We start from the raw sequence: 24,761 nt of genomic DNA, 5'->3' as shown, positions 1-24,761 counted from the left end.
TTTATACTGTGTCCAGATTGAACAGCGTCGATAATATCATTCATCTCTTCAGTGAGTTCGTGTTCTCCGATACTTCTAGCTATGACGTCCATATTTTATTTCTTAACAAAGTTGTTCTTTGAATTTTTTGATTGAGTAAGGGGGTAACTCTACTCTTTCTTTAATCGGAATGGTTATTAATTTATTGTTATCTACATTAGATACTGCAATCGCCAAATGGTGCATTTTCATTAAGTGTTTTACTTTAACACGAATGTTAGATAATACATCTTCCATTTGGAGAATACTTTGTAATTCCCAATCTTCAGCATAACGAAACTGTGTGGCCTTATATTTTCCAGAAGCAGGAATGGCAATGGCTTTTCTGATTCGGTTTGTTTTATTACCACTTTTGAAAAACTGAACTCGAAACCAACGCAAAGAAAAAGAACACTCAGATAACTCAATTCGAAATTCATAGTTGGTCGATTCGCTTTTTTTGTTCTCTCTATAGGTTCGGTTGATTTCACGCTCTGCTACCTGCTTCATCCACACTCTTTGGATGTGTACGGCTTCCCCGTATAGCTGGTCGATTTTTTGGTAAATTTCGTCTCTGATTTCATCCATAATTTCTACCACTAAAAACACATTGATTTAAGGTGTAGCTATTTTCAATAGCATATACCTTAACAAATGTAGTAACGAATTATCATGATAATTTGTACTACTAGTTCAAGTACGAATTATTGTAATGTTTTGTACAGGGATTTTTTAAATGATTTATCGTACTATGGGACAAAACCCTCACATTTGATGTAAGCAACCTCAGATTCTCAGGCAAATTTCAGTCTTGGTAGACTTGATGATAGGTTTCTCTATTTAACATAATAATTATTTTTCAAATTTTGAAATATATCCTTACTGTTCTCTTTGAACATGCGTAGTTGAGCTATTCCACACAATGTGTACAGTCGGATTTGGAAATTAAGTGGCCATGGTAGAATTGTGAATAATACCTAGCTTAAGGATAAGATAATAATGAAACTGATACTCTATATTATATTTCTCTGTTCATTTTCGACACACGCAAGTGTTACTGTCGATAAAGACACAAAGAATGATATTATTCTCAATGTATCTGAAGTGTATGTTTTAGGGGATAATGACACACTCACGGATGCCAAGGCTATTAATATTGAACAAGCCAAGAAGTCGGCCTCAGACTATGCGGGCACATATGTTGAAAGTGAATTGAAGTTATTGGATGGAAAAATAACAAAGCAACAAGTCCGTGTTCTTAGTGCTGGGTTTATGGAGGTCGTAACTCGCTCTGATAAGCGTGAAGTTAATCAGTCTGGAAGTATTCAATTAACGACAGAAGCTAAAATAAAACTCTCTAAACAGTCAATTAAAGATGGGATTGAAAAGTTAAAATCTGACCCAGAGAGGCAAGAGAAAGTAAAGTCTCTTTCAGAAGATAATAAACGACTTAGAAATAAACTAATTGAGTTAACAAGAAATATTAACACAGGTGTATCTAGGCAGGACTTGATGGCGGACCGTGAGGCGATATTAAAAGAATTAAACCATAATCGCTCTTCGGCAAAACAGGTATTTGAAGAAGGAACTTTGTTTCAATTGGCTCAGTTAGATGATAGGGATTACTCTTTAGCGAAGGATGATATAAATAAAAACTTATTTGGCTATTTTCAAAATGAGGCCAAAGTGCTAATTGGCAAACCTAAGTTTACGAAAAACACTGATGGTACGTATGATATTACGGTCTATGTTAATTGGAAGTTAGATGGCAATCAAGTTAAAGAAGTTTTAAATAAATACTTTGACTTAAGTATTCAATATGATGTTGTCTATTCAGTTTCAATAAATCAAAGCCTTAATCGTTCACCAAAGAAAAAACATCAGTATAGTGGAAAGTTGCTAGATTATATGAAGAATAAAAGTGTTTTACTTGTTGTTTCTGCTGGTAATAAGAAGTCTACTTTACCTTTGAGCGGTTTGAATGGCTTCTTTGGTAGAGAGTATTATGTTTTTCAGTACGAAAGCGACGATAAAAATTATAGAACGGCGACAAAGAGTGGAGTGAACCCTATTATTATACGAGGGGTTTCGCCATCTTCATTGAAGAAAATGACTAAAATCGAAGCTAAGATTGTTATATCAAACGGTTAATTTGTGTGATTCATAAAGATGGCTTCAATTCTCTTAGCTTGAGTTAGAGCTTGTAATTCTGCTCTTGGAACCTCTCTTTCCAGATCTGGTAGTCTTGTAATATTTCTTCCGACAGAGGTGTTTGGTCAGATAGTTCTATAACTCTTTATGTTGGTGTAAGCCCTTTTAAAGCGCTGTGAGGGCGTTCCCAGTTGTAGTAGGTTTGCCATTCAACCAGAATGTCTAGCTCTTCAGGCCAATATTTAAATCAATTGTTGGGTAGAACTCACTTTTATCTGTCTTCTGGGAGTGTTCAACTTTTCCATTTTAATGAGGGGATGCAGGCTTGTGGGGACGGAACTTGATTCCAAAAATCATAAGTTGCTTTTGGACTTTTTCAGCAAAGAACTCTCGCCCTCTGTCAGTTTGAATACGTTGAATAGAAATGGCATCTCATCCACTACACATTCGATAAACTCGACTGTATTTGCCGCTGTACGCCGAGAATAGCACCTTAAAAGGCGATAGTAAGAGCAGTCGTCAATGGCCGTGTACTGATAAGCCCCAGGTGCTATTTTACAAGTATCCACCTGAACGCTATCGCCAGGAATCGGGCGCTCGTACCCTTGGAGGTCCTTTTTGCGTCGGTAAGTTACTATCGGTTTCGCAGAAGCTTCGGATAGTACCTTGTGAATAGTTGCTGTGCTTAGGTGTATTTGGTGAAGCCGAATTAGTCCTGTTTGCAAGCGTCGCGCCCCTAAATTATGTTTCACACGCATTTGAAGGATTAGTGCTCTCAACTCATCCGTAACTTTGGTGTCAGGAGAAGAATAAGGCCACCTGCTCTGGCTTTCCAGACCAGAAATTCCAACTTGTTTGTATCGATTTGACCACTTCCGTAATGTTGGTCTCGAAATCCCACAACGTCAACATACGAAGCCTGCATCACCAGATTCTTCATACATCTTTACCCACTGTAGCCTCTGTTGAATTTCTCTGTCCATAGACACCCCTGTATAGTTGAAAGGATGTCTATGAATCACACAGGGTCTATATGACCGAGTTCTTCAGACATTTTCCATATTGCTACGCTCAATTGTGCAAGAGTTCAAAACTATATTGCAGTTACAACCCCTATACGTATTATTATAATTATGTTAAATACTTCCAGTGTCTACATTACTTTATAGCGTTATGCAGTTACAATTTAACAGTAACAAGATTTACCATAAAATACCTAATAATCATCTAATTATCTTCGATTAATCAAATGCTTATTTAGATCGGTTCATACGAAGGTAATCACTTCTTTCTTACAAACTTTAACCTTTGTAAGTGCTAATCACTTTGTTGGCATATACAGTAGTCCTATCACTCTTAGAATCATTTACGATGAAAGCCTCATCCATATTGTATTGCTGATCACCAACATCAATCACTACGTTGCCTTTATAAAACGTCTGTCCGCCAATTGTCTCTATAGAATCTGCCGTCACATGAAGCGGCCCTTCTTTCACTACAATATTCACATTTCCTGTATACACAGCTTGCGCCCCGTCGTTACTAATATTGTCAGAGTTTATTTGCATTGTAGGCTTTGCCATTGCCACATGAGCAATAAGGCTTAACACGGCAACTATTGGATATAGCAGTACATTTAGCTTTTTCATCACTTACTCTCCCTGATATGACTAATTGGTTCTCAACAAATTCACGATGAGACAATAGATATACCCTGAACGCAAAAATAATACGTGACAAAAATCATATTACTCATGCCCAAATAAAAAATAGCATAGCCATTGCAATTCAGGCGAAAAATAAGATACGCGTTGTACCGTTTATGATCGACAATCAAGTTGAGTTTACCTAAACAAGACTGCTATCTTCTAAATCACTTTTTACTACCAGTTCACACGCACCATAACTAAACAATTTGGTAACACTTAATTTTCTCGCTTAGCAGTTGAAGGTGTTGAATACTTAGCGCTTTTGGAACAGCTGTATGTTTAACCATTGAATGGATAAATAGCATTCGCCTAGCTTTTCCTACCTGTTCAGCAAGAAAGTGTAAAGGAACGGAGACAACGTCATTCAATACCTTACTGGCGGTAGCAGTGGTGAATGGGGCCATATTGGTATCACCAAATTTTATCAAAAAAGAGGAAATATCTGCGCAAACCTAGTGGCGTGTGAACTAAAAACTAGAGGTTAGTTTTATCGCTTTATTTTAGTGCTTTTTTCAAGCTGTTTGTTGCACCATTTTTCTATGTTCGGTGCGTACAGAGTGAACAAACCAACAGCAATAGCAACTCCACTAATTAAATAAATAGCATTCATTTCATTTCTCCTTACGTTGCTTCTTTAGCAATCTTACTACCGATTCAGCTTTTGTGCTATTACGATAATGACTATACCGATAACGAAAAGTTTAAATACATTGAAATCTAAACCTTTCTCGATTGCATATGTAAATGCAGCAATATAAGGTAAGCTGGCGGTAAACCCCATCTAATTATTTTAAACTCAACTTTTCTGTATCCTAAGCAAGGGGCACAGAGTTGATATTAAATTTGAGATTGCCAAAATGACCACTTAGTGGATATGTCGACAAGTACGGATGTTCGATAAAAGGCACATAAATGGGGGTGTTCTGCTTTAATTTGACCGGACACTTCAATAAAGGAATATAATCCTGATATCGAGGTGTATATGACAAGAAGAAAAAACAGAACTTATACCAATGAATTCAAGCACGAGGCTGTAGCATTGGTGACGGAGCAAGGGTATAGCGTGCCTAAGGCCGCGGCTTCTCTAGGTATTACAGATAAGCTGCTTTACAACTGGAAAGTAAAGTTCGAAGCAGAGCAATCCGGTGAGGCTCTATCTGCCGATGAACGCGCAGAGCTGATTAGACTACGTAAGGAAAACAAAGAGCTGAGGATGGAAAAAGATATATTAAACAAGGCCAGCGCCCTGCTGCTCAAGGAAACCAAATAGCGTTTGAAACCGTTAAACAGCTCGCTTCAATTTACCCGGTTACCCAGCTTTGTAAGCGTCTAAATATCAGTCGTTCAGCTTATTACGCTTGGCTTAACAAACCGGCTGACATTATCACGGCTGAGCAGTTACGGTTGTATCGCAGAGCAAAGGAAATATTCAAGCGAAGTAGGAACAGCCTTGGTTATCGAGAGCTAAGAAACGACTGCGCAATGAGGGCTTTACAATTAGCGACTATGGCACGCAAAAGCTGATGGCCAAGCTTGGTTTAGTGGTGACTCAGCGCATCGCTTACAAAGTCACGACCAAACGTAAGCACAGCGATGCAGTAGCAAGTAACCTGCTTAATCAGAACTTTAATCCTGTTGGACCCAACCAAATCTGGGCGGGAGATGTGACGTATCTAAAGACTGGTGAAGGTTGGATGTATCTGGCTATCGTAATGGACTTATACTCACGACGTATTGTGGGATGGCACGTTGATAAACGCATGACCACTGATTTGGTAAGCAAAGCGATGATGAAAGCCTATAACCTACGCCAACCACGTAAAGGTTTGGTGTTTCACTCAGACAGGGGGTCACAGTATACAAGTAAGCGATATCGCAATTTACTGGCTAACTATGGGATCCGAGCTAGCATGGGTGATGTTGGAGCGTGTTGGGACAATGCCGTAGTAGAAAGGTTCTTCGGCAGTTTAAAGCATGACTGGCTGCTGAAAGTACCACAACCAACAAGAGAGCATATGAAGAATGATGTCGCAGCCTATATGCGATATTACAACTTAGACCGGCTTCATACTGCAAATAATGGTATGTCACCGATCAATTATGAAAATTCCTTAAGAAAAGTGTCCGGTTTAACTTGAGCAGAACAAGCGTTTAGTGTCTGTCCAAATAGGACAAACGGCTAAAACTCTATACATCATATGCATATAGATTAGTCATATGCAAGAGGAAATATAATAAATATTTAAAATATATGAGCGTTAATTTTCGGCTGAGTTGGAACTAACAATGTTGAAGATATAGGGAAATAACCACTGAGAAAGGTGGCGGAGGGAGCAGGATTCGAACCGACGGAACACTGAATATTAGTGTTCAATACCTTGCTTAGAAGGTATCCCCTTTAGACCACTCAGGCACCCCTCCGCGATGAAATAATTTATACCAACCCAAACTCATATCCTCAAGCTATATAATACTAAAGTGGTAGTCGCGTCACATATTTCATATATATAAATAATGATGGTTTATATAACTAGTTTCTGGGTGTATTTTTGGTTATTAGTGCTGATATATTAACTATTTATAGATTTATCAACTTTTATGTTTTGGCATTCTAGAGAGGTCTAGATGAGTTTATCTGCTACAAGTAAATGGGGATATTACAACTACGTAAACTTTAAGTGGGTGACCACTCAGTTTGCAACTGCAATGGGGATCGGCATTTTATTTGTGCCTCAAGAGATCGGCCCAAAAGCTATAGGTCTCTTTCCTTTTATTACACTAGCTATTATATGCATCCCCCTTGCCTATCTAAACCATAAGACGTTATCAAACCTAATCATTTCTGGGGGGAATGGCGGTGGATCAGTTCAGACAATACAATCAATATCAGGAAAGAAAGCATCGTACGCATATTCACTTCTACTATTTATTTCCAGTATTACGATTTGCATAATAAATTTTGTCGCCTTAATATCCGCCGTTTCTCAGAGTATTTCGCCACAATACAGTGAGTTAGCTAGGCCAGTATTCTCATTGGTATTAGGTGCACTATTGTATCTTCTATCGGCACATGGGCACGCTAGGATCTTACTGATTACCAAATATATATCTGTGCCGCTAGCCATAGTGTTGTTCTCACTTTCTTTGTTGTTGATCCCCAAGTGGGACGTATCTGTTCTATCAAGTCATTCCGAAATCAAAATAAAGGATATGATTAGCTATATTCCAGTAATCATATTTGCTATGAACTTTTCACCATGTGTTTCCAAGTTTGTTGAAAGTGTGTTGGATAGCAGTAGTAATGATGGAGAAGAAGCAAAAAAAAGTTCATCTGCTACTATATTCACTAGCTGTAGCATTATCGCCATTACGGTGATGTTTTTTTCCTTCTCCGTATCTATGTCCCTTACTGATTCGATGCTAGTCAACACACCGAAAAACACGAATGCAATTACTTTAGTTTCACAATTCTCAAATAGTAACGCTGTCAATATCGCAGGACTGGCAGTTGTTGTAATTGCCTCGTTTGGTGCATTGATTGGGACTATTATAGGGGTTAAGGATGGGCTCAATCAGTTCTATGTGAGTAACGAAAAAACCGATAAGAAAATGATGTTAGTTGTTTGTTTCGGCCTAGCTCTGTTCGGCATAGTGAATCCAAATGTTATGGATCTTATCAAAACTATCAGTGGTCCCTCGGTTATCATCATCGGTATGCTTTTCCCAGCTATTGTGATGTTAAAAAATAAAAAGGTTAATGTCACAAATTTCTTCGCTATAGTTGTTAGTGGCATAGTGTTATCATCAGGATATATTAATTAGTAGTAATTATGATCGTTACTGTTCTTATAGATAACAAGAAAATATCTAATTGTCCGAAACTTGTTACAGAGAGTGGTTTGTCCCTGCATATTAGTGCAATGGGGAAAAATATACTCTTTGATCTTGGTGCAAGTAATAAATTTCTTCATAATGCTAATGTACTTGATATAAAAATGGAAGATGTGGATGCTGCAGTAGTCTCTCATCGACATCATGACCACTGCAGTGGAATAGGTCATTTTCTTGAAAAGAACAAAAAATCAAAGGTTTTTCTTCGAGATTGCAATAGTAAGGATTACTTATTTAGGCTTTCTAAGCTAACAAAAAACATAAGTAGTAGATCTCTGTTGTTACATAGCAAAAGCAGGCGGTTTAGATATACTTCAGGTGTTGTTGAAATATATAGTAATATATTTATAGTTAATGAAATTTCAAACAAATACAAAAGACCAGAAGGAAATAAGTACATATATTCTAAAGCGGACAACCATATTAATAAAGACTCCTTCGATCATGAATTAATGATGGTAATTAGGGAGGAAGATGGATTGGTTATTTTTACTGGATGTGCGCACTCTGGTGTATTAAACATGGTCCATACAACAGTGAACTTGTTTCCAAACACACGAATTAAAGCCATAATAGGTGGGTTTCATTTAGTAGGCCTACCACTTTTTAGTTGGACAATAGGCAGTAGGGAGGAGGTTACTTTTCTAGCAAATGAATTACTAAATTATCCAATAGGTGCTTTATACACAGGGCATTGCACAGGAAGTAAAGCATATAAAATCTTAAGAGGGATTTTAGGAAATAGAATTGAACAGATACCTACAGGATGCAGAGTTGAAATTTAGAATATATAAAATTTCAATTAACCAGACAAACTTTTAATAATCTATCTGGCTAACAGTCGGTGCTTATTTTCAAGCGCAGGAGCCACCAAAAAATACAAAGTAACCAGGCATATCAAAGTTATCATATGCTTGACACGCTACTAGATATCCGTTCAACACATTTCTCATAGAGCACCTAGGATAAATCCCTATGCGAGAAGTGTAATGGTCAAATTGTTTATTTGGGGTAATATTGTATCGGGTAGCCCTCTCAGTTGCTGCATTTCCAGCTACACAATTTGGTTTGTAGTTCTCTGTTACTGCTATCTTTTGTCCGTGTACGTTCATGTACCAGTTCGAACCATTATCAGAGCATGTAAATAGTTCTGAGTTTTTCTTTTTATTTTTGATATATCTATTAAACCTATCAGCCATTCCCTTTTCACTACAGTAGAATGGTTTGATTTCTACACCTGTTTCTTTCAAGTGTTTGATGACTAGATCTTCTGCTTTTGTGGGTAAGATATAATCCACAACAGCTTCTTGCCTATATCTATTGTCTGCACTGCCCGATGTTGTAGTTGGATCATGCTCCATGAAAAAGTCATTAAGTGGAATCATAAAGTCTGCATTAATATTGGCTTTTGACCTCAATGCCTCAATCAATTTTAAGCTAAACTCAAGGGATACTATAGGTTCTTCTCCAATATCCAACCGGTTACTTAAGTCGACTACTGTGTGAGCGCCCGCGACCAGCAGTTTATCTGTTATTACAGATTCACTTAAAATTAGCTCAACAAGTTTATTTAAGCTAGAGTCATCAAATGAGTCAGAATGATGTATTTCTTCTATGCCTCCATTTATAGTTCTATAAATAATAAATGGGTTACACCCATCATTAATTCCTTTTAAACAAGAGAAAATATACTCTGGATGTATTTTTGTTTTTATTTCTGAGAATTCATTGCTGAAGTGGCACCGCTTGAATTGAGATGATACTTTTGACATGGTAGCTCTCTATTTTTTAATATCTCTAAAAGATGGCGGAGGGAGTAGGATTCGAACCGACGGAACATTAGTATAAAATGTTCAACACCTTGATTTAAGGTGTTCCCTTTAGACCTCTCAGGCACCCCTCCTCTATGTGTGGATTTATATCAATTAGAATAAACTTATTCAAACTATAAATTTACTAAATATTGTTTGTATCACATATTATATAAATCCCACATATATTTCTTAATATTAAATATGAAAAAGTATACTGTTAAAAGTGTTGGTTTGATTCTTTAATTTATAAATTAATCAACTAATCATCTATTTATGGTTAATTATTTATCAACATGGTTAATTTTGTGTGTATATATTAACATTTCATTAAACATATTGCATGGGTAATTAAAAAAACTTTTTAAAATAATATTAAATAACGTGAGCTAGGTGTTGAAATGATTGATGTTAAGCTATTAAGAAGTGAACTTAATGAAACATGTTCGCAATTGTTAAAGCGTGGTTACACTTTAAATGCAGAGGAAATCAAGGACTTAGAAGAAGCGCGCAAGCTACTTCAAGTAGAAGTAGAGACACTACAATCTAAGCGCAACAAAATATCTAAGATAATTGGGGAGAGAATTCAAAATGGAGACCAAGAGGGAGTCGAAGAGATCAAAAGGCAAGTGAGCAGCTATAGTAATAAACTTGAGAATAAGCTGAAATCGCTATCAGAAATAAAAGAGCAATTCGAAGCTATTTGTTTAACTGTCCCCAACCTACCAGATGACTCAGTTCCGCAGGGAAAAGATGAAACTGAAAACGTAGTGATTTCACATTGGGGAGAGCCTAAGAATTATTCATTTGATTTGAGAGACCATGTTGAATTAGGTGAAATGGGAGATGGGTTAGATTTTGTGAGTGCGACAAAAATAAGTGGCTCCCGTTTCATTGTCATAAAAGGTCAATTCGCTCGACTTCATCGCGCTATAGCGCACTTTATGTTGGACCTACATACTAAAGAGCATAAATATACAGAAATGTATGTCCCTTATTTAGTCAATTCAACAAGCTTAATTGGCACAGGGCAATTACCCAAGTTTAGAGGCGAATTATTTCACACAGAGCCTCTAGGAAAAAAGCGTGATGATGGAGAAGAACGAGGCCTTTCACTGATTCCAACATCCGAAGTCCCATTGACCAATATGGTTCGAGATTTGGTTGTGGATGAGGAGTGCCTACCCATAAAAATGACCGCACATACACCTTGTTTTCGTTCTGAAGCAGGATCATATGGCCGTGATACACGTGGATTGATCCGAATGCATCAATTTGACAAAGTAGAGTTGGTTCAAGTCACCAAGCCGGAAGAATCGCAAAAAGTGCTAGAAGAATTGACTGAACATGCTGAAAAAGTGCTTCAATTACTTGAACTTCCATACAGGAAAGTTGTTTTGTGTACTGGCGATCTCGGTTTTGCTTCTATGAAAACCTATGACTTAGAGGTTTGGATCCCATCTCAGAAAACTTATCGAGAAATTTCATCATGCTCTAATATGGGAGACTTCCAGTCTAGACGAATGAATGCCCGCTTTCTACGCAAAGGAAGTAGAAAGTCTGAGTTGTTGCACACACTCAATGGTTCTGGGCTTGCTGTAGGTCGAACTTTAGTGGCTATTCTTGAAAACTATCAGGAAGCTAACGGACGCATTGCAATACCAATGGTTCTCCAAAAGTATATGGATAATCTAACTCATATAGGATAGTTTGATGATAGAGTTGTTTGTACTGTGTTTACAAGGCAATACTTGAACTAGGCTAGCAAGTAAAGTTTTTAATTTCTTGGAAAAAGAAACCCCTATAACTTTCGCTATAGGGGTATTTTCTTACTCGCAGCAATCCCGCTACTAATCGATGCTCCCTGCATCTAATCCTTGATAGTTGGCCGATTCCTTCAGCTCATTCCTTATCATCGCCATCCTAGCGGTGTCCTTTGGCAATCCTGCCCGTTAGCCTTCCCTGCTAACTCTCTTCACTTAATCCCTAAGTGGTGTCCTTGCTATCATCCTGATAGGCAATCAATCCTTGAAGCTGTCCATTTGCCTTTGCTATTTCACCATCCTAGTGAGGTGCATCCAGCACATGTCCATCCATGTCTGCGTCCTGCCGACACCTTTAAGATTACGGATTTTGAAATTCTGAACAATACGAAAACTGAAATTAAGATTTAAAATACACGTCACATTTCTTAAATGTACTTAACTAACAGTGCCTTATAGGTGTATAGCTTGTTTAACATACACAAATAACATTGAAATACTTACCCATTTGTAAGAGATCTCTTACAGGTTTTTGGGTTAATCGCTCAACATTGGTTCCATTCAATTTTCAGCAAGCGGTGTTTCTATCGCAATATTGTTTAATTCTGCACATTGATATCATAATCGATAAACCTCAATGAAGATTTCTTGTTTTATGCCCCCTCCTGCAAATTTCATATTGAATCATCACAAATGAGCCGGAATATTTGACGGCCAAAAACCGATCATTCACCATCGCTATCTATTTGTTGTCTCTACAATAATTTTTGATGATTTTGTTACAAGGAATGAACCATGAAGATTAAAATACTTGGTCTTGTCGCCATTAGTGGACTTGCTTTTTCAACTGTCAGTCAGGCAGAAAACTGTTTATTGGATTGTCCAGTGAGCACTCAAAATGGTAAAACCATCACCCGCTCTATTTATACTCTACAAAATAATGCCCAGACGAAGTTTGCAGACTGGATTGCCTACCATATCACTCCTGATACGATTAGTGGGCCATCGAGAAGTCGCTACTGGAAAACAGACCCAGATTTAGATGCAGCAAATACGTTAGAGCCAGATGACTACAAAGATGCCTACGCAACAATCCATACTGATCGTGGACACCAAGTGCCACTGGCTTCGTTCAGTAATACTGATGATTGGGCAATGACGAACTACCTTTCCAATATCACACCACAGTCATCAAACTTGAACCAAGGACCATGGGCAAAATTGGAAAATGCAGTCCGTAGCTTTGTGGCAACTGGACATGACGTTTACGTTGTGACGGGGCCACTTTACGAGAACTATTTCGCTACCCTTCCTGCAACGGATAAAGAACATACGATCCCAAGTGGCTATTTCAAAGTGGTTGCAGAAAATAGAGAAGACCGTGTGTACGCTTCAGCGTTCATCATGTATCAAGACGCAGAGCGCAGCTACAACTATTGCTTAAGTGAAGTGACGGTTGATGAAGTGGAGTCCAGAAGTGGGATAAGTTTTATGCCATTGCTACCGTCCAACGATAACTTTGAGGTTAAAGGCTCTGTTGGAGGGCTTTCTAGCGAACTTGGCTGCAATTAAGGGCTCAAGGAGTTAACTTTAACTCAGTTAACTCCTTAAACACTCTATAAAACAGGGTAGTTGTAGAAGAGGAATAAAGTTACACACTAAACAGTAAAAAACCTGTCTGTTGTAACTCAATTTTGGACACTATCTTTCAGCGATGAGAAAAAAAATAGTGTGGGAAATAACGCAAAAACTAAATATACAAAGTTACAAGTAATTGCCACCCCGCAAATGGAATTGGCCAATTTTAATCGTACTATCGCACTTAGAAAAATTGAAAGCGACCAAGGACCAAATATATGGCTTACCGATTCACAAACTGGTTGTACGGTTGTCATCATCAAATGGCCTGATAATCGTGTATCCATGATTCACCTAATGCCAGCTGCTGGTGATATTTCAGATATGGTTCGCGGTCCCAATATCTCTTTATACACCGCATCAAAACGGTTGATGTACACTCTAAATGACTCATATGGTGGTGCTGTTGTATTACTAAAAAGTCAGGTCAAAGAAGCCTATATGCTGGAACAGTTGTCACATCTGATTCGGCAAAGCACCGGTAACACAGAAGGTTGTGAGTTTATAGTTGTTCCTTCAAATGTTGCTAGAATGTGTGAACACAAATTAATACTTGTGGTTGGGGTTCGAGAGAGAAATAGTTGGTCATTCTACAAACAAACTAAGTCAGCAATTAATGGGAAAATAACAGAAGTTAAACAGTTGCAGTGGCAATCGAGTATTCACCACTAAGGCTGTGGATTGTCAACTCGTCATCCACTAGTGGCAGTCTATATGGATTTTGATTGAGTTAATAAAAGCTAGAGCAGATGAACACCCTCGCCCAACCTACTGCGGGGGAACTTATTACTATAACTCAAGCCGTTAAATCCTACCAATGACATCACTTGGTTCTGTTGCAAAAATAGATGCTCTAGGGGAAGCACTTCGACTACACTCCAAAGTGTTCACTTGATTTGAACCATGCCAAAAATTAAAGCCGAGTACTCGTGTACTCGGCTTTTAGTCGATACATAGTAACGTTATTTTGACTATAGATTTACGGGTATTGCGCTACAACGGAATTCGCAACATCATCTGTTTTGGCTGAATCCGGCCCATAAATTCTCCTACCGTATTTATTACCAGCCGCATCCAAGATGTTGTAACTAATACCACTGTTTTTGCCTCCATTTAACCAGCGATTAACTGAATTTTTAATAGAAACATCTTCTGGATTCGCTGCAATATATATCGCAGTCTCTGCGACGATTGTTTGTTGCATGCGTCCATGGTTATATTCTTTAGGCAGATATGAGTAAACACCAATCCCATTTCCGACAAAGCCGGTCGCTGTTTTGGCTACATACAACGAAGGACACACTGCATATGATTTTATCTCTTGCTCTACTTGACCATCAGATGCTACACAATCAACTTTAGGCGTATTCGCAGAATCGTCTTCCGGTAAAGTGTATGGCATTTCAGATTGATAAAAGTTGATCACACCATTTTTACCATTCCAAATAGTTTGGTAATTTTTGAAGTGCTCAACAGCTAAACCATTCATAACGACATCATCACCATTAACAATCAAGCCATATTGGGCTTCATCTGTATCCCAGTCTACTTGGTTGTTATAAGAGTATTTATCATGACCACTTTGAGCATCATGATCAGCGCGCCATAACCATAAGTTTTCACCAATCACATCATTCGCGTTTACGGTGATACAACTGTAGGCACTAGGTGAGTGATTTTCGCTCAACTTAGACACGTCACGCGTTCTTGCAACCCGACAATACACGTCCTGTAGAATAACAGCGTCTCTTTTGTCTTGAATTGAAGGATGATCTTGTTTGTAGTCACCAACGGTTAAAAGAGAGTTCTTTGCTGATTTATCCGCAATAATTCCAGGCTCTAATGTTATGCCGGCAACTCGAATAGATTGGTCATCTGTGAGTAAACACCCCTCAATGGCATCGCAAATTAAAGAAGGCATGCCGATACCAAGAACTATCTGATTTTCCTTAACATGTAGTCGCTTCGTAAAGTCATAGACCCCAGGCAAGATAAGCAACCCTTTTTTACCAGAGTTCAAAGCATCTTGGATCTTATCAACGTCAGCGGTAAGAACATCCGATGAATTACCAGCACTTAATACAACAAAGTCATTTATATCAATGTTGTTATGGCTCGGGTTTCCATCGTCTATTTCCCATAACTGATTAGAGTTAACAATCAATCTTGGTTTAGTCAGAACTTTGTGACCATCATTAACATCAGTAAAAGGATATGGATGCTTTGTTATACCATCACCCGATTTTGCATTATGAAGAACATAATTCCATACCGAACCCTTAAACATCTTCGCATAAGTATTACCAATATAGAATTGTTGCTGTGAACCAAGATTCATCTCACCATCAATATAAGAATTCGCGATAAATCCACCACTCGCTTGGCCACAAGCCCAATTAATTGTGTTCCAATCACACATTAATAAATCTTTACCACTGAAATAGACATTTCTTATCCCTGATGCCTGTGAAACACCGAAGCGTAATACTCCAGCTGGATTTCTATCATTAGGTTTATCTGGATTTATCGGAGTCAGTAGCGCTGTAGAGTCAACATTAAGGTTCGCTAAACTCCGCCAAAAGTTATTGAGTGCACCGGGAGCTGTATTACCAGAGCTATTTAGAGCATTGATACCAGGCATGACCTTGACTTTTTGATCTTTATTTAGCGCATCAAATTCACTCACTCCCGTTACTTCCATGTAATAATTCAATCTAAATGGATCTGGCATTTCATAGTTACCTTCTCCAATTAGGATCGCATATCGGTTATGACTCCATTGACCGGTTTTTCCCATATCTCCCCAAAGTTGGCTACCGCCCATCGTTGTCCCAAGCTTGTACAACTCTTGGCCATTACCGCTTTTAATAAAATATGCTCCGCTAGGACATGGATCACTCGCTTCATCACATAACTCAGGCTGCAATAATAAATTTTCGAAACCATCAGAGTTTAAAGATACGATGGCCTGAGTATGATCAATGTCTTCTGTATTGCCACTGTTGGTATTACCACCACCTGCATTACTACCATCGGTATTACTGCCACCTGCATTGCTACCATCGGTATTACCGCCACCGGTATTGCTACCATCGGTATTACCGCCACCGGTATTGCTACCATCGGTATTACTATCACCAGTATCATTATTCTCTTGCTGACTATCTTGAATGACATAACGAGAAATACTCGCGATTTGCATTTCAGTCACAGGGAACTTATTTGTATCTGGCTTTGGCTCTACGCCATCACCACCAACAGCCATATTAATTCTTAAATAATAACCAGATTCATAAGCAGCCAAAAAGGAACGATACGCGGTTTCAGATAGCGATTGATATTTATCAGGGCACCTATTTGTCCATTTACTACATGTAAGGTTCGTTTCTGTATTTTTGACAGAAGGGTTTCTCATCACTGAGTAGTATTTACCCGCCGCACTTTTTCCCATTTCCAGTTGGTGGAATGGATGACCATCAAAGTACCAAGTTAGATAAATCGTACCTGATGAAGTAACATTCCATTCAAAACCATATTTATGCCACCCATTATCGATTTCCTTAGCGGGGGCATTGTCTGCCGCGATATCTATATTATTGTTGTAATTCCAAGTTACAACGCCATCTTGTTGCTTTAAACCATAATGAACGGTGCCAGTAACAGCGTAAGGGGGCTGCATAAACTCAAGAATATCGACTTCCATCCCTGAAGGCCAAGGCATATCGCCTTGTGGCATCATCCAGATCGCAGGCCAACGCCCTTTTCCATACGGTACTTTCGCTTTTACCTCTACGCCGCCACGAGAAATGTCATGACCTTTGGTGTCTTTTGTTATTGTAAACCTACCTTTGGTTCTAATTTCTCCGGAGGTATAGGGTTTACCATTAGTACTTTTTACTTCCGCTTTTAACGTTACAGATTTATTATTTTCATTCCATATAACATGGTCCGGCTTATACCATTGCTGTTCATTGTTGCCATGAGTACCATCTCGCTTATAAAAATTCGCCTCAAATGCGGCTTTCGAACTTAGTAACGATTGAGTCTCAAAGCATGAGCCATATTTATTCTTACTCAAATAACCACACAATGAACTTGATGAATTATTTGTATTGCCAGAATCTTGTTGTGGCTCGTCCTTTTCTGTTCCGCCTCCCGAATTCTGCTCCTCTGAACTACCGGTGTTGCCGCTACTCGTTTTTTTTACTATGTAAGTGGAATGTTGACTATTTTTAGCTCCTTTACCGCTATCCATTAAATAAGTAACCCAATACTCAATCTCCGTACCAGGCGTTAGGTTTTTAACGGCATAACTCACCGAACCAGAATTATCTTTAACCATAGGTACATTTTGTTGGTTACTTCCATTAATGGTGTAATGAAGGTTAGCCCAATAATTTGCTTTAATAGAAATAGTTAACTCGGAGCCATCTTGTGCCACTTTAATAGGATTGGTCTCGCCGTTAACAGGCTTATCTGGCGTGGTTGACGCATCTGGTATTGTTGGCACATCAGAATCTGTATGAGGAAAAACTCTGTGTTGCAGGTTACCTAAAGTGATCGTCGCAGGATAGGAGTCTGTCTTAGTGTTTGTCCCATCCATACCCAAAAAATCGTCATAGGCAAAAGCGTATGAGTGGAGATACACCTTATCTGGTTTAATGTAGTAATTATCTTTAACAAGTCCATGAACCGCTTGCTGATAAATATTAACACATGGTTCCCCCCCAGATTGACCACAAATATTCGGGTTATAATCTAAGGTATTGTCACCATTATTAAAATAAAATGGTATTAACTTCTCTAATTGCACTTTGTTAGCTAAATAAGTATTACCTTGCTTGTCGAAAAGAGTATCAATACCACTATTCCCATCTTTACGCATCAGCAAACCCGCCACAATAGCAGAGCTGAGATTTCTTGAAATCGTTGCTTTTTCAGGAGTGTCTTTGGTAAATGGGCCTTGATCGGCAAGAAAAATGGAATTACTAAAATCACCATCAAAATTAAAAATAATCGGTGAAGTCGCTTTGTCTCCATTTTGATAAAACTTTAACTGTTTATCTTGAAACTGACCGACCCAAATACCTTTATTTATTTCAGATAAATCCATTTTGATGGATTTACCAGATTCTACCGAGTAATACTTAATTAACTTTTCAATATAAGGATTAAAGTATTTATTAAATGTCGAACCAAATCGCCCAGGAGCATCGACTCTTACTAAATGTGCATTTTCTGTATTCTCCGATACAACTTTGCCATTAATGTCTTCATAATGTGCCAAAGTTGACCATTCAGATTTATTCCATGCCGCATCACAATTAGGGGACTCAATGGTGTAACCATGTGCTTCACACACTAAAAATTTCATATTATCGATAATGCTATCTATGCTGCCATCACGTCCATACACATCTTTCTCTTGTGTAATGGTGTATGGAATAGAAATAAAGTCTACCCCCGTCGGATTAATGACTGTTTGGCCACCCGTTGTGTAAGTAAATTCGACTTTATCGAAAACAGTGCCATTGGTGGTGGTTGAAGGATTATTCACATCAGGGCCTTGCACTCGATAATGTCCATCTCCATCTTTAACGACGGGCAAATCAAGTGGATTTCCAACTGAAATATAGATCCTGCCAGAAATTAGAGGTGGAACACATATTTGTGCAACATTATTTGATGTTGATACAAACTTATTGAGTAACAATGCATAGTTTTTACCATTACTCTGTTTAGATAACTCTACAAGTTCACCTTCTTTCGTGGGGGCTGAAAATTTAACGAAAGCAGATGTATCGACACCTTGCTTTTTACCTACAACGGTCAAATACGTATTTGCATAATTTACTGAATCATTATTCACCTTACTTAGATCAAATTTAACCTCCATTCCACCACTACAGTTTTCAATATTACTCTGTGCAAAAGTGGGTAAAGCAAAAAACAATGCACTCGGTAATAATAAACCATTAATTGATATTTTATTTATCATATATATTCTCTTTTTCATATTATTAATAGTTCCACAACTAATAAAATGTACATCTCGCTATTTAATCTCTACCAAAGATAGTGAGAGATGTAACAGAGCAACCCTCTAGATAAAAATCTAAGGAGATCTAGCTCAAATAAAGCAATTACGTTAAGCAACTGTAAGTAAAGTGTTATGTAGAATGCTTGCTTTTACTATAAATGAAAATGAGAACTATTTTCTCATTTATTTCAAGTGCAGAAATTTTGAAATCAACTATACCCGTGACCATTGAAGATGCTTGATTTTCAACAAAAACAGGATCATGCTGACAGCCATGAAAATGAAAATGAAACGAAAAGAGGAAGAGTTTACGTTAACAGCTTACTTCCTCAAAGGTGTTGCGATTCATTTGACGGAGGGGGAATAACCAAAACAATGTAAAGCTTCAATTGGTGAGCGTTAACTCATTGATATGCTGTTGCAAATCACCTGTAAACGAGTGTAGATAAGCATTAGTGCTAATCAAACTCGATTGACCAAGCAAGTCGCGGATTTTCTCGACAGTTGCGCCGTTCTGAACAAGCAGTAGAGCAAAGAATTTACGCCAAGAATGTGTACCTAACGTATAGCTAAGCCGCATATCATTTTTGACTTGTTGGTGATGCCAATCTGCAGAAACGACAGACATTGGTCTTTCAATATACGTCCCATCTTCCAGTTTTTTTCGGCTTCTTGGATTGGAGAACAGAAACCCTCCCCCAGTCGAAAACAAACGAGTCTCTTCGACGATATTTTGGATTTCTTTGTTGGTATAAATGGTCACAGAGCTCTTGCGATAGGCTTCTGAATCACTCATTGGATTCTCTTTTCTACCCACCCGCATGCGAAACGTTTTTTGCTGGCAAAGTGTGAAAAATGACTTGAAATTGTCGTGTTCGTCGTAGAAATCATCGTAAGTTAACCAAGATGCATCGCTGTATCGAAGGCCAGTTAACGCGGACATCTGGCAGCACAGTGCCAACGTCGGGCTGCGCTCATAGAGCCTGTCCAAGATAAGGTTAGCTTCCTTCTTATCCTTTGGCGGCATCGATGGCTCTTTGCGTTTTTTAATTTTTCCGGTGGCTTTATTGGGTTTATAAAGCGAGGCATCAATACGCTGATTAATACGTGACATTGTCACTCCTTGTTCGCTAAGGTACACATAAACACTACCACGAGGTTATGAACTCCAAACTGCCCTATTCTTTAAGCTCGACTGTGCAACGACCAAAACCGTCAATGTTCAGTTCGAACCCTTCAACATTTAGATCATTCGTAGCGCCGAGCAAGACTCGCGCTAACCCATCTAAAATTTGCTCGGGCTCCAAGTTCAACTCCAAACATTTTTCAGCGATGAGACTCGAAAGTTCTTGGGCGTCTTCTTCAGAAATCCTGTTGTCCATTATTGGCCACCTTCCACCAAATTCACTTTTAATGAGAATAACTCTCAGTTGTTACACTTTACATTCAGAATGTTCAAATCGAACACTCTGAAAGATTCCAATCGCCTGTTTAGCGATGCGCAGATAACTAATTCCAACGCCACACAAAAACACACTAAAACAGTCACTTACGTGATTGTAGCCTATGATTCAGCCTTTGTCTAAATCTTAAAAGCCGGTAAGTTTTTAAGATATAGAATCAGATTTTTACTTTTAGCTTAGATTCACTCACATTATGTCATTATGGAAAATAGTTACGCCGTCACTTTATGGCCACGCTTAAGTCTGCGCTTGTGCTCTTTATCAAAATAACGTTGCGCTTCTTCTTGAGTGTCGAAAGCGACAGAGCGAGATTGGCCAAGGCGGGTTCCTATACGGCCATAAAATTTCAGCACGATCCAATCGAATAAATCGCGCTCTAGGGATAAGCAGTAATATCGAGTTAACTTCTCGTAGAATATTTTCAAGTATTTATTTTTAATCTGCACCACTAAATAAAAACATAGCATTTAGAGTATCATAGTCAATTAAAACGTATTTTTTATCACTTCCCTTCCTTTTTTCTAGCATCCTAGAAGCTTCCGCAACATCACTATCATGAAAGTTTTCGCAGTTTCCAACTATTAGGTATAACCTCGGATCATCTACAGTAATTGATTTATTTTCTAAAGCATACTGCTTGTTTTGTTCATATTTAAAGTAGTCCTCATAATTTGCTAACTGGCTTATTCCTTCATAAACATAGTCATAAAAACGTCTTCTCTTATGATCATCCTTAGTTATCTTTTTATCTAATCTAGGTAACTTTAAATCACAGATATCATACAATGCACTTTTATTTCGCTTAATTAAGAAGTCAGGTCTAATTCTTAGCTCACTGTCATCACTGTTACCCTAAAGCCAAGGCAAACTTTCTTCATATAAAAAGCTCTCTGCATTTAACGCCCTCTTTAATATAGTTGGATGTTGGTTAAGAAAGTCGCCAATTGTGGTCTCATTGCAACGAGATAGGTAAATATTACAGAACTGACTTGACAGTAGTTTTCTTGCGCTTTGCTCATCTTTACATATATGTAAACCGTACATTTTCTTGTCAGAAAGTGACTCTTGAAGCTTTTCACGCGAAAAATTTATATAGTTTTTCTTCGAGGTGTACTTATTGAACATTACTAAACAGTTAATATGTTTAAACCTATATACCTCGTCTTTAGTGTTTATTAATAATGAGTTTGTTATGAAGCAGCTTTTAAATTGATTATGTATTGAAAGAGGAACCTCTGACCCTAATGCATTTATTCCTCCTGAACTAAATTCATGAAAATTAAAATGGGGAAACCTTTTAGTAACTTTATTTTCATCAAAATTCAATGATATACGGATACCATGCAGCTCCAGCTTACTATCCTTGGATGTTCTAATAAATGCTTTTTCCGATATGTTATCTGGTTGCGTAAATTGATAAAAGTACTTGTCTGCTGATGATTCTTTATTACTCTTGCTATTAAGTCCTTCATATTTATCTGAAAACCCAAAGAACTCAGCTATATAATGATGGTTGGTTTCAGTAAATAAAATTGTATTCGGGTAAAGTATTGTTCCTCCATCATTAGAATACAGTTCTCCAGATTTTTCTGATATCCACAAATGTTGAAAGTACTTATCCCATATTTCCAGAGTGCATTTCTTATAATCAATAAATTTCATTTATTTCTCTTTACAACCAGAACAATTATACCTTTATTGATTATACACTTTTACTATATTAATTCTGTGACTGAATATATAATTGTGTCGATGTAATAGAAACAGTTTAGCGTAACATCTAAAAGTGATATGCCTGATTTCAGATAATAACTTCTGTCAGCTGTCCATCAAAACAACCATTCAAAATATTGTTAACCTTGTGCTCAAGTTCTTTATCTAATATCCATACATGAACACTGCCCTTCTGGAATGCCACAAATTTAACTGCACCGCCAAAAGCGAACACTGGCTCTTGAGCTTCACTTAGGATGCTCACTATTTCTGGCGCATCGACACCAGTCAAAACGGAGAATACTCGACAGGCATCAGTCAACAAATCAGATTGGTATCTGGAACCGTTTTTACAAAACACATTATTGAAAATCATGCGCTTGTTGAGCTTATGCCCTTGATTCGATTTGTATTGGGATGAGCGAGACTTAAACACCGATTCCGTTAAATCTTGGAGCAAATTAGCCCTATCGCCCAGTAAGTCGTTGAATGTCGCCGTTAATGTGTCATAAGTCAGTGGTGGTGGGTTTTGCATATCAGTATCTATTTGCTTACGCTTTTTTGCGCTCATCAGTTGTCTAAACTGCCCCAGTTCAAGAATGTAGTCCCAAAACTTACTGTTTACTTGCCCGGTTAAATTCTTTAATGAACGCGCTCTTTGAGTTTGCTCAGAAGGACTATAAAACGTATTTCTATCGAAATTCAGCCCGTAAGTTGATACGGTTTTCATCAGACTATCCGCTTCACCAAGCAGCTCCACAGCTTGATTTAACATCCCCTTTATTTGGATTTTTCTTTCACAGATTTGTTTGGCGTTCAAACGTTCTTTAAGTTCGGTTCCCATCTATCAAACCTCTTTATCAAATAACTAGTAGTGTAAGTTGAAAGAAGTATTTCCAAAATCGAAGACAAAAAACCACATATAGGGCATTTAACTTCGCACAAATTTATTAGAGAAAGCATTAATGATGGGGAAGTCAGTGTTTTTTAATTTAAAGGAAGTTTTATGAAATTTATAAATCTAGTTTGTGTTCTTTTTTTCTTCATCATTACTTTAACTATCGGGCTTTCCTACTTTTTTAAGTCACTCTCGGAGAATCTTCTGGTTAAAGGGGTAATGCTAATATTGGGGTGGTAGTTTAAGCACGAGCATAACCTAGTTACAGGCTTATGCTCGTTTAATTTGAGTTAATTTAACTTATTAAAGGTGCTGAACATAAATATTAGTCGTATCTCAAATTTCTCACTTTATTTTCATCCAGCAATACAACTTTAGCAGTTAAGGAGGTCATTGATCTCAATTGTACTTCTGTAACATTTTTTATTATAACAGGATTACGATATAAATATCCTTTCAGCATCGTATTGTTCTTTGAATCATTTGAAAACTGGAATCCGTACGTGCCATTTCCCATCCCACCAGTATTGGCAGATATAGGTAAATATCCATAGTTACTTCCTGAGCCAACTTCAATGACAAGAGATTTTGATTTCATATACTTAAATAGATTTTCTGTATATTGCTTTTTGGCATCATCACCTCGGTTATTATAAGAAGAAACACCAATGGCATAAGGGACATAAGTCCCCATATGACCATTTTGAAATTTACTAGTAATTTTAAAATGCTTCTCTAATACTTTTTGGGCAGAGCTTTTTCTTAGATTCCACTGTACAGGAATACTAATATCATAATTTCCGCTTTTATTTTTAACAAATCTTGGCTTTCCCATACTAATCTTTGTTTCATGAATAAAGTAACCAAAGACATTTTCATCGATATCTTTTTTGGCTAGTTCATAGTCACTATTATCAAGCATTGCTAGTTGAAATAATGTGCCTTCTTCAAATACTTGTTTAGCTGCTTCTCGGTTATTATCCAACTCAGCAAGAACTTTTTCACGGGCCGCCATCAAGTCTGTTCTTGAGCTATTACTACTATTAATTTTTTTAGACAGTTGAAGTAATTCATTGCGGAGGTGCTTATTTTGTTTTTCGAGGTTATTGATTTTGGCTTTTCGCTCAGGATCACTCTTTAGCTTGTTAATTCCATCAGTGATTGATTTTTTTGATAATTTAATCTCTGCCTCAGTATGAAGAACAAAATTTCCAGATTTGTTTACGGAGTGATTAAAGTCCCTCCTAGATACTTCCATAAAGCCAGCAGACAACACTCTAACCTGTTGCTTGGTTATTTGATTATTAGATAGATTCAGCTCACTCTCAACATAGGTTCCCGCGTAGTCTGTTGCAGCTCTTTTTGCTTGTTCAATGACAAGGTTTTCAGCATTGCTCAGCGTGTCATTCCCACCAAGAGTATATGATTCTGTTACCTTGAGCCTTATCTCATTGTCACTATCTTGAATCACAGTAACTTTGGCCCAAGCAGAGGTAGATAGTACTAAGCCGACTAGCAGGCCAATTTTAGATATTTGTATCTTCACATAACTTCCTTTTCTATCGATTCCATATTGGTGTAGGAGTGTCTATATAGCTCAATTCTAACAATTAGCATTATGACATTTAATTCATACATTCAATGCCTTGTGCATCAAATATATAAA

At 37.7% G+C, this 24,761-nt stretch carries 19 protein-coding genes, 1 tRNA gene and 2 pseudogenes; 7 read left to right on the top strand and 15 right to left on the bottom strand.

From position 1 onward, the window contains the following. Nucleotides 1-102: 102 nt before the first annotated feature. The gene (gene mobI, locus L7A31_RS22025) at nt 103-606 is read right to left on the bottom strand and encodes a conjugative transfer protein MobI(A/C) (protein ID WP_237364188.1); all 504 of its coding nucleotides are present in this window, start codon (nt 604-606) and stop codon (nt 103-105) included. A gap of 411 nt (nt 607-1,017) precedes the next feature. Between mobI and L7A31_RS22020 the strand changes: the two genes are divergently transcribed. After that, entirely contained in the window at nt 1,018-2,169 is a 1,152-nt protein-coding gene (locus L7A31_RS22020; RefSeq protein ID WP_237364186.1) for a hypothetical protein, read from the top strand. A gap of 43 nt (nt 2,170-2,212) precedes the next feature. Here the strand turns inward: L7A31_RS22020 and L7A31_RS22015 are convergent. The 4 genes and pseudogenes from L7A31_RS22015 to L7A31_RS22215 all read right to left on the bottom strand — a co-directional run bounded on the left by L7A31_RS22015 (nt 2,213) and on the right by L7A31_RS22215 (nt 4,488). Beyond that, nucleotides 2,213-3,152, bottom strand: a pseudogene (locus L7A31_RS22015) (DDE-type integrase/transposase/recombinase). 318 nt (nt 3,153-3,470) lie between these two features. Then, nucleotides 3,471-3,818, bottom strand: a complete 348-nt coding sequence (locus L7A31_RS22010; RefSeq protein ID WP_237364178.1) for a hypothetical protein — start codon at nt 3,816-3,818, stop codon at nt 3,471-3,473. 257 nt (nt 3,819-4,075) lie between these two features. Next, complete coding sequence (locus L7A31_RS22005; protein WP_237364176.1) at nt 4,076-4,282, bottom strand: hypothetical protein; 207 nt, start codon at nt 4,280-4,282, stop codon at nt 4,076-4,078. Nucleotides 4,283-4,365: 83 nt separating this feature from the next. Beyond that, nucleotides 4,366-4,488 carry a hypothetical protein gene (locus L7A31_RS22215; protein WP_290368781.1) on the bottom strand — a complete coding sequence of 41 codons (123 nt, stop codon included), beginning with the start codon at nt 4,486-4,488 and terminating at the stop codon, nt 4,366-4,368. A 372-nt stretch (nt 4,489-4,860) separates the two neighbouring features. Here L7A31_RS22215 and L7A31_RS22000 point away from each other — a divergent pair. The 3 genes and pseudogenes from L7A31_RS22000 (at nt 4,861) to L7A31_RS21990 (ending at nt 8,554) form a co-directional block, all read left to right on the top strand. Then, a pseudogene (locus L7A31_RS22000) lies at nt 4,861-6,016 on the top strand (IS3 family transposase). 487 nt (nt 6,017-6,503) lie between these two features. Further along, the gene (locus L7A31_RS21995) at nt 6,504-7,700 is read left to right on the top strand and encodes an amino acid permease (protein ID WP_237364175.1); all 1,197 of its coding nucleotides are present in this window, start codon (nt 6,504-6,506) and stop codon (nt 7,698-7,700) included. An 8-nt stretch (nt 7,701-7,708) separates the two neighbouring features. Continuing rightward, nucleotides 7,709-8,554, top strand: coding sequence for an MBL fold metallo-hydrolase (locus L7A31_RS21990; protein ID WP_237364173.1), 846 nt, complete (start codon nt 7,709-7,711; stop codon nt 8,552-8,554). A 69-nt stretch (nt 8,555-8,623) separates the two neighbouring features. On the opposite strand, the gene L7A31_RS21985 is transcribed toward L7A31_RS21990, so the two are convergent. Both L7A31_RS21985 and L7A31_RS21980 read right to left on the bottom strand, forming a co-directional pair. Beyond that, nucleotides 8,624-9,541 carry a hypothetical protein gene (locus tag L7A31_RS21985; protein ID WP_237364171.1) on the bottom strand — a complete coding sequence of 306 codons (918 nt, stop codon included), beginning with the start codon at nt 9,539-9,541 and terminating at the stop codon, nt 8,624-8,626. Between the two features lie 33 nt (nt 9,542-9,574). Beyond that, a tRNA-Phe gene (locus L7A31_RS21980) sits at nt 9,575-9,672 on the bottom strand. Between the two features lie 309 nt (nt 9,673-9,981). On the opposite strand from L7A31_RS21980, the gene serS reads away from it, so the two are divergent. From serS to L7A31_RS21965, 3 genes are all read left to right on the top strand, one after another. Beyond that, on the top strand, nt 9,982-11,289 hold the full coding sequence (gene serS / locus L7A31_RS21975; protein WP_237364169.1) for a serine--tRNA ligase: 1,308 nt from the start codon (nt 9,982-9,984) through the stop codon (nt 11,287-11,289). 849 nt (nt 11,290-12,138) lie between these two features. Next, a complete protein-coding gene (locus L7A31_RS21970; protein WP_237364162.1) occupies nt 12,139-12,915 on the top strand; it encodes a DNA/RNA non-specific endonuclease in 777 nt (258 codons plus the stop codon). 159 nt (nt 12,916-13,074) lie between these two features. After that, nucleotides 13,075-13,653: a hypothetical protein gene (locus L7A31_RS21965; RefSeq protein ID WP_237364160.1), complete on the top strand. Its 579-nt coding sequence runs from the start codon at nt 13,075-13,077 to the stop codon at nt 13,651-13,653. A gap of 307 nt (nt 13,654-13,960) precedes the next feature. On the opposite strand, the gene L7A31_RS22210 is transcribed toward L7A31_RS21965, so the two are convergent. The 8 genes from L7A31_RS22210 to L7A31_RS21925 form a co-directional block, all read right to left on the bottom strand. Further along, a complete protein-coding gene (locus L7A31_RS22210) occupies nt 13,961-18,979 on the bottom strand; it encodes a pectate lyase-like domain-containing protein (RefSeq protein ID WP_290368780.1) in 5,019 nt (1,672 codons plus the stop codon). A 427-nt stretch (nt 18,980-19,406) separates the two neighbouring features. Beyond that, the gene (locus L7A31_RS21955) at nt 19,407-20,135 is read right to left on the bottom strand and encodes a tyrosine-type recombinase/integrase (protein ID WP_237364158.1); all 729 of its coding nucleotides are present in this window, start codon (nt 20,133-20,135) and stop codon (nt 19,407-19,409) included. Nucleotides 20,136-20,199: 64 nt separating this feature from the next. After that, on the bottom strand, nt 20,200-20,403 hold the full coding sequence (locus tag L7A31_RS21950) for a hypothetical protein (RefSeq protein WP_237364156.1): 204 nt from the start codon (nt 20,401-20,403) through the stop codon (nt 20,200-20,202). 293 nt (nt 20,404-20,696) lie between these two features. Continuing rightward, nucleotides 20,697-20,909 carry a WGR domain-containing protein gene (locus tag L7A31_RS21945; RefSeq protein WP_237364146.1) on the bottom strand — a complete coding sequence of 71 codons (213 nt, stop codon included), beginning with the start codon at nt 20,907-20,909 and terminating at the stop codon, nt 20,697-20,699. A gap of 10 nt (nt 20,910-20,919) precedes the next feature. Continuing rightward, a complete protein-coding gene (locus tag L7A31_RS21940; protein ID WP_237364144.1) occupies nt 20,920-21,270 on the bottom strand; it encodes a hypothetical protein in 351 nt (116 codons plus the stop codon). Between the two features lie 66 nt (nt 21,271-21,336). Continuing rightward, a complete protein-coding gene (locus tag L7A31_RS21935) occupies nt 21,337-22,146 on the bottom strand; it encodes a hypothetical protein (RefSeq protein WP_237364142.1) in 810 nt (269 codons plus the stop codon). 139 nt (nt 22,147-22,285) lie between these two features. Continuing rightward, nucleotides 22,286-23,041 (bottom strand): DUF4942 domain-containing protein, encoded by a 756-nt coding sequence (locus tag L7A31_RS21930; protein WP_237364140.1) that lies wholly within the window; start codon nt 23,039-23,041, stop codon nt 22,286-22,288. Between the two features lie 379 nt (nt 23,042-23,420). Beyond that, nucleotides 23,421-24,641: a hypothetical protein gene (locus L7A31_RS21925; protein ID WP_237364138.1), complete on the bottom strand. Its 1,221-nt coding sequence runs from the start codon at nt 24,639-24,641 to the stop codon at nt 23,421-23,423. Nucleotides 24,642-24,761: the final 120 nt, after the last annotated feature.

This window comes from Vibrio marisflavi CECT 7928 (assembly GCF_921294215.1).
In the GTDB taxonomy this organism is placed as follows: domain Bacteria; phylum Pseudomonadota; class Gammaproteobacteria; order Enterobacterales; family Vibrionaceae; genus Vibrio; species Vibrio marisflavi.
Note: the sequence above shows the minus strand (reverse complement) of the source record. Positions and strands in the feature narration are given on the sequence as shown.

Coding starts and splice junctions, on each gene's coding strand:
- L7A31_RS22005 (WP_237364176.1), bottom strand. CDS start 4,282: ATGGCCCCATTCACCACTGCTACCGCCAGTAAGGTATTGAATGACGTT.
- L7A31_RS21935 (WP_237364142.1), bottom strand. CDS start 22,146: ATGAAATTTATTGATTATAAGAAATGCACTCTGGAAATATGGGATAAG.
- L7A31_RS21955 (WP_237364158.1), bottom strand. CDS start 20,135: ATGTCACGTATTAATCAGCGTATTGATGCCTCGCTTTATAAACCCAAT.
- L7A31_RS21990 (WP_237364173.1), top strand. CDS start 7,709: ATGATCGTTACTGTTCTTATAGATAACAAGAAAATATCTAATTGTCCG.
- L7A31_RS21950 (WP_237364156.1), bottom strand. CDS start 20,403: ATGGACAACAGGATTTCTGAAGAAGACGCCCAAGAACTTTCGAGTCTC.
- L7A31_RS22215 (WP_290368781.1), bottom strand. CDS start 4,488: ATGAATGCTATTTATTTAATTAGTGGAGTTGCTATTGCTGTTGGTTTG.
- L7A31_RS21985 (WP_237364171.1), bottom strand. CDS start 9,541: ATGTCAAAAGTATCATCTCAATTCAAGCGGTGCCACTTCAGCAATGAA.
- mobI (WP_237364188.1), bottom strand. CDS start 606: ATGGATGAAATCAGAGACGAAATTTACCAAAAAATCGACCAGCTATAC.
- L7A31_RS21995 (WP_237364175.1), top strand. CDS start 6,504: ATGAGTTTATCTGCTACAAGTAAATGGGGATATTACAACTACGTAAAC.
- L7A31_RS22010 (WP_237364178.1), bottom strand. CDS start 3,818: ATGAAAAAGCTAAATGTACTGCTATATCCAATAGTTGCCGTGTTAAGC.
- L7A31_RS21930 (WP_237364140.1), bottom strand. CDS start 23,041: ATGGGAACCGAACTTAAAGAACGTTTGAACGCCAAACAAATCTGTGAA.
- L7A31_RS22020 (WP_237364186.1), top strand. CDS start 1,018: ATGAAACTGATACTCTATATTATATTTCTCTGTTCATTTTCGACACAC.
- L7A31_RS21970 (WP_237364162.1), top strand. CDS start 12,139: ATGAAGATTAAAATACTTGGTCTTGTCGCCATTAGTGGACTTGCTTTT.
- serS (WP_237364169.1), top strand. CDS start 9,982: ATGATTGATGTTAAGCTATTAAGAAGTGAACTTAATGAAACATGTTCG.
- L7A31_RS22210 (WP_290368780.1), bottom strand. CDS start 18,979: ATGATAAATAAAATATCAATTAATGGTTTATTATTACCGAGTGCATTG.